General features: G+C 36.0%; 5 protein-coding genes. 2 read left to right on the forward strand and 3 right to left on the reverse strand.

Annotated elements, in window-relative coordinates:
- Window positions 1–145: 145 nt before the first annotated feature.
- On the forward strand, window positions 146–1,624 hold the full coding sequence (locus ACY65O_RS14590; protein ID WP_462221592.1) for a rubredoxin: 1,479 nt from the start codon (window positions 146–148) through the stop codon (window positions 1,622–1,624).
- On the opposite strand, the gene ACY65O_RS14595 is transcribed toward ACY65O_RS14590, so the two are convergent.
- Both ACY65O_RS14595 and ACY65O_RS14600 read right to left on the reverse strand, forming a co-directional pair.
- A complete protein-coding gene (locus ACY65O_RS14595; RefSeq protein WP_462221593.1) occupies window positions 1,619–2,203 on the reverse strand; it encodes a molybdenum cofactor guanylyltransferase in 585 nt (194 codons plus the stop codon). The genes ACY65O_RS14590 and ACY65O_RS14595 overlap by 6 nt on opposite strands.
- A 123-nt stretch (window positions 2,204–2,326) precedes the next feature.
- Complete coding sequence (locus tag ACY65O_RS14600) at window positions 2,327–2,620, reverse strand: Rdx family protein (protein WP_462221594.1); 294 nt, start codon at window positions 2,618–2,620, stop codon at window positions 2,327–2,329.
- Between the two features lie 57 nt (window positions 2,621–2,677).
- On the opposite strand from ACY65O_RS14600, the gene ACY65O_RS14605 reads away from it, so the two are divergent.
- Complete coding sequence (locus tag ACY65O_RS14605) at window positions 2,678–3,502, forward strand: MOSC domain-containing protein (protein ID WP_462221595.1); 825 nt, start codon at window positions 2,678–2,680, stop codon at window positions 3,500–3,502.
- Window positions 3,503–3,514: 12 nt separating this feature from the next.
- On the opposite strand, the gene ACY65O_RS14610 is transcribed toward ACY65O_RS14605, so the two are convergent.
- Window positions 3,515–5,710 (reverse strand): B12-binding domain-containing radical SAM protein, encoded by a 2,196-nt coding sequence (locus ACY65O_RS14610; protein ID WP_462221596.1) that lies wholly within the window; start codon window positions 5,708–5,710, stop codon window positions 3,515–3,517.
- Between the last annotated feature and the right edge of the window lie 299 nt (window positions 5,711–6,009).

A 6,009-nucleotide genomic window follows, 5' to 3' on the forward strand; every position in this document is an offset into this window, starting at 1 on the left:
AAAAATTTCCAAAAAGCCATTAAAGAGTTTGGGTTGTAAAAATTTATCAGTAACGTTGTAAATTCAATTCGGATTGACCATTGACCATTGACCATTGACCATTGACCATTAACAATTCACCATTCACTACTTACAATTTACCATCATGGCTAATATCGTTTCTATTAATTTTCGTGGCGGTATCATTTCTCCCGGAGATTTATATAACATTTTAATTGCAGCAGAAAAAATTAAAGTGCAGTATGTACGCTTTGGTTTACGTCAGCAATTATTAATAGATTTAGAAAATTACAGCATCCCTGATTTTACAGAAGAACTGGAAAAATTGAATATTTTTTTTGAAACAGACAGCAGTAAATTCCCCAACATCATCAGCTCCTACCCTGCCGAAGATATTTTTATCCGCAACACCTGGCTTAGCGAAGGCGTTTACAAAGATATTTTTGATACCATTGATTATACACCTACATTAAAAGTAAATATCTGCGACAGCAATCAGAGTTTTACGCCCATGCTTACCGGTAATATTAACTGGATAGCCGCATCCGAATCGCAGCATTACTGGCATTTGATCATTCGTTTCCCAAAAACAAATATTATTTACGAGTGGGATCAGTTGTGTTACACTAACGATATTCCTAAACTTACCAAATCAATAGAACAACTTATTGTTGCGAATCCATCTTCTTATATTGATAATACCAATGCTGATGGCAACATTTTATTTTCATCCATACTAACAGAAGATTTAAACATTAAACCTGCAGAAAAAAAAGCCGACCTGCCGCAATTTAATTTACCCTATTACGAAGGGCTTAACCGTTACGATAATAAATACTGGTTGGGCATTTACCGCAGGGATGAATTGTTTAATGTAGAATTTTTAAAAAGTGTTTGTAAACTTTGCCTGCAAACCAAGCTGGGCCAGCTTTGCTGCACCGCCTGGAAAACAATAATGATAAAGGGCATTGAAGAAAAAGATAAAGGCAGCTGGAATTCGTTACTGGAAAAATTTCAAATCAATATGCGGCATGCGGCAAATGAATTAAATTTTCAGGTAGAAGACAATTGTATGGAAGGGCTTGAATTAAAAAATTACCTTGTCAGGCATTTAAGCATTGATGACACCCGTACATTCGGCATTTGCATTGGTATAAAAACAAGAAAGAAAAGTGAGATATTCAGCAGCATACTGGTACGCAAAAGATACCTGGTTGATGTTTTGGGTATAAAGCTTTTTAAAGTGTATGATATTTTATGTGCGAAAGATTTTAATCCTAACGAAAGAACAGAAGAAATTTTCAGCAGCGGCAATCCAAAAATAGTTTTACCCGAGCAGCTTCGCAGAAGTGTTTTAAAATTTTATAACTTCCGGGCCGGGCTGAATAAAACTAAATCTGTTGGTGCTGCACCCGTAAAACAGGTTAAAGAAAAAATAGCAGAAGAATTTGTTTATCAATGTAATAATTGCCAAACGGTATTTAACCCTGCTGTTGGCGAACCTGAGTATGAAATAGCCGCAGGCACGCCATTTGAAAAATTACCTGCTACTTATGTTTGCAGCATGTGTGAGGGAGGAAAAGAAAATTTCAGCAAAATAAAAAAATCTCAACTAAGTTTATAACCCATTGATATCTGTATGCGCATTAAAATTGCGGAAATATACTTTTTGACTTTCGTGCAGTGCGATTTCGCAAACAATTAATTTGCTTAAAATAAATTTCATACTATGTTTTGTTAATTTATTTTTTTTCTGCAATGTTATAATTTTTTGTAAAGCAGCAGCGGTATAAATACCACACAACGGCTCCTGCTCTTTATTATTGGTAAAAATACAGGCTTCATATCTTTTACTCTGCTGGTACAGGGCAAATAATTCTTTTAAAAGATTGGTTTCCATTAAAGGTAAATCGCAGGCCAGCAAAAATAAATCGTCATTGGGATTTTGTAAATGCGCCGATAATACACCAAGTAATGGCCCGTGAATATTAAGAGCAGCATTATCAACGATCAATACATCGTTTGCAAAAACTTTTGCATAATCATTTTGCTGTTTTTCATTTACTGAAAATTTTATAGGAATATTTATTACACTCAGTTTATCAAAAGCAGTTTGTGCCCATGTTTTTGCTTCATGCACTAAAAGGCCTTTATCGCTGCCCATCCGGCTGCTTTGTCCACCGCAAAGAATTATTCCCAGCATGAGTTAGTTTATTTTATTGGTTTATTGGTTGATTAGTTTATTGGTTTATTGGTTAATTGGTATTACTGAAGCCGCTTTAAATTGAGTACCTAATATCAAATTACTAATTACTAATTCCCTTCCTCAGCTTTGATGATGCGCAGGTGTATCAGTATGCCCTAAATTTTTTCCCGGTGCCACTACATCTCTTATCATTTGCTTTATCTCTTTTATTTCGGCAAAGCCGCCATATTCTTTTCTGTCGAATATTTTTTTGCCGTCAATATAAATATTGTAGCGGCCATTTACTTCACTGGGGTGCAATGTAACTGCACCAACTTCATCGGCAAAAGTGGTTAATACTTCCTGCGCCATGTAAGCGGCACGTAAAAGCCAATGGCATTTGGGGCAATACTCAATGGTTAAAGTTGGTTTCATTTTTATTTTAAATGTACAATAAAACTAAATCAATATAAAAAAATATAAATTTGTGCAATGATGCAGGTAACTCATTTATTCGTCTATCCCATAAAATCGCTGGGAGGTTTTAGCCTGCAAACGGCTGAGATAACCGGCACAGGATTTAAACACGATAGAAGGTGGATGCTGGTGGATGAAAACAATTTATTTTTATCGCAACGCAGCCATCCGCAAATGGCATTATTACAAACTGCCGAAACAGCAACAGGCATTGAAGTATTTCATAAAAATAATCCTTCACTTTCCATTATCATTCCATTTACAAATGAAAACACTGCAGTAATAAAAGTACAGGTGTGGGACGATATTTGTGATGCAATTGTGGTAAATAATTTATGCAACGAATGGTTTAGTACTATGCTGCAGATAAATTGTAAATTGGTTTACATGCCTGAAAATACAAAGCGTTTAGTAGATAAAAGATATGCAGGCAACGAAGAGATTACTTCTTTTTCAGATGGCTATCCTTTATTAATGATCGGGCAATCTTCGCTGGATAATCTGAACGAAAAATTATTAGAACCGTTACACATGAACCGTTTTAGGCCAAATATAGTTTTTACAGGTGGCCATGCACATATTGAAGATGAGATGAGAGAATTCGCAATTAAAGAAAATAATTTTCTTGGTGTAAAACCATGCTCCCGCTGTGTAATGACAACCATCAATCAGCAAACTGCAGAAAAAGGAAAAGAACCTTTAACAACATTGGCCACTTACCGCATGAAAAATAATAAAATCTATTTTGGGCAAAATGTTTTGCAGCAGCAAAACGGATTTATTAGCGTGGGAGATGAAATAAAAATATTAAAGAGGGCGTCAAGCATTGTGTCAGCCTGAGCTAGCCAGGTGTTACAACTGCAGCAACCCCGCCTTGTACAAAGTATTTACGGGTTTATTATCCCAAAATAATTCAAAGTCATTAAGCCCTGCATTTTCATAATCAAATTTTACTTCCTGCAAACTAAAAGTTTTAATATTTTTTACTGATAATTTTTCCAGCATTGCGGCTAACCATAAGCCCTGCTCCTTATCTGTTTTAATTTCCAGCGTTTCTTTTTTTGTTTCAAAAGTTAACGAACACACTTCCCATTGATTACCTTTTTTAGATTTGGTGAAAATTTCTACAACAGGTGTATTACCCAGCCAAACCACTTTTGTATTGGGTTTTACAGCTGCATACTCTTCCTCAGTTAAAACTTTAGAAATATAATCCGCAGGAATAGTTGTTTTAGGTGTTTTAAAATCAAACCATTTATGCAGCGGCACATCAAAGCAGGCAGCATGCATATAATTTAATAAAGATTTTTTTAATCCAAAACTAAAACTTTCATGATCGGCTCCGGTGGGGTCAAGGTGAACAATATCATTATTGGCAAAGCTGCCAACCGCTTCCGTTAGTTTTTGTACTTTATATTTTTCAGGGTGCAATCCCACCGGGCTGTGTGCCGTCATAGTAAACAAATGCCAGAATGCAGATTGTAAAACCCCGGCTTCAAATAACTGCCGCACCATTTCTAAAGCATCAATCGTTTCCTGTGCGGTTTGTGTAGGAAAGCCATACATTAAATACGCATGCACCATTATGCCGGCTTCAGTAAAATGTTTGTTTACTTTAGCAACCTGTGCAACAGTAATACCCTTATCAATTAGCAGCAACAATCGGTCTGAAGCCACTTCCAATCCACCCGATACAGCAATACATCCTGCCGCTTTCAACAGCAAACACAAATCATCGGTAAAGCTTTTTTCAAAACGTATATTGGCCCACCAGCTTACTACTAATTTTCTTTTTATAATTTCTAAGGATAAAGCCCTCATCAATGCAGGCGGTGCTGCTTCATCTACAAAGTGAAAACCATTTTGCCCTGTTTGTGCAATAATTTCTTCCATGCGGTTGCAGAGTAATTCTGCCGTGATGGGTTCGTATAATTTTATATAATCTAAACTGATGTCGCAAAAAGTACATTTACCCCAGTAGCAACCATGTGCCATGGTCAATTTATTCCATCTGCCGTCGCTCCATAAACTGTGCATGGGGTTTACCACTTCTATTGCCGAAATATATTTGTCCAATAAAAAATCGCTGTAATCAGGCGTACCTACCTGCCCCTGTTTATAATCAGTGCATGCAGTGTTGTTGATATATTTTACTTCGCCGTCAATTAAAGTAAATGTTCTTTTTAATTCTTCAATAGTTTTTCTTCCTTCTATAAAAGCAAATAAATTTTCTATTGGTGCTTCGCCATCATCTAAAGTAATAAAATCATAAAATTCAAAAACCCTTTTATCACTCAGTGAACGTAATTCAGTATTGGCAAAACCGCCACCCATACAAACTTTTACTTGAGGATAATATTGTTTTATCCATTGGCCGCAACGCAATGAAGTATATAAGTTTCCTGGAAAAGGCACAGAGATACAAACCAATTTTGGTTGCACCTTTACCATCCGCTTTTCTAAAATATCAATTAATATTTTATCTAAGTAAGTATAATCTTTTTGTAACTCGTTATATAATTCATCAAAGCTGTTAGCACTTCTGCCTAATTTTTCGGCATAGCGGCTAAAACCAAAATGTTCATCCACACATTCTTTAATCAAATCGCTTAAATCTTCTAAATACAATGTGGCAAAGTGTTTGGCTTTATCCTGATTACCCATACTGCCAAATGCCCAAAGCAAATCATCGGTTTGTGCAAAACGGCTTGCTTCGGGCAAAAAATTTCTTTTACTTATTAAAGAAGACAGCTCCGGATTTTTTCCCTGCAAAAAATAAATTACCTCATCAATGGTATTGATATAATCTTCCTGCAAAGCAATAATGCGTTTTGCATTGGCAGATATTTCTTTTGTTGAATCAATTGAAGAAAATAATTTTTGTAACCCTTCTTTACAAAATAATGCAATGGTAACCTCTATTCCTAAATCGGCCTGGTAAGCGCTGATATTTTTTGTATTTAAAAACCCTTTTAAATAAGCGGTTGCCGGATACGGAGTATTAAGTTGTGTAAACGGCGGCGTAAATAAAAAGATAGAAGCGCTCAATGAGAATGTTTTACTGGCAAAAATAAGTTATAGTGGCCTAAAGGCCAGATAAGAAAATGTGGCACGCTGAGGGGCAGAGGCCGCTGAGAAAAATATTAATACATTTCTTAACCGCTGCGTTCTCTGCACCTCAGCGTGTAATTTTTTCTTTCCTCATAATAAAAGACAGAAGCGCTTAATGTAGAATGCTATGCTGGCAAAATAAGTTATGGTGGCCTAAAGGCCAGATAATAAAATGTGGCACGCTGAGGGTCAGAGTCCGCAGAGACAAATATTAATACATTGTTTAACCGCTGCGT

The sequence above is a fragment of the Ferruginibacter sp. genome, assembly GCF_031430955.1.
Taxonomy (GTDB): domain Bacteria; phylum Bacteroidota; class Bacteroidia; order Chitinophagales; family Chitinophagaceae; genus Ferruginibacter.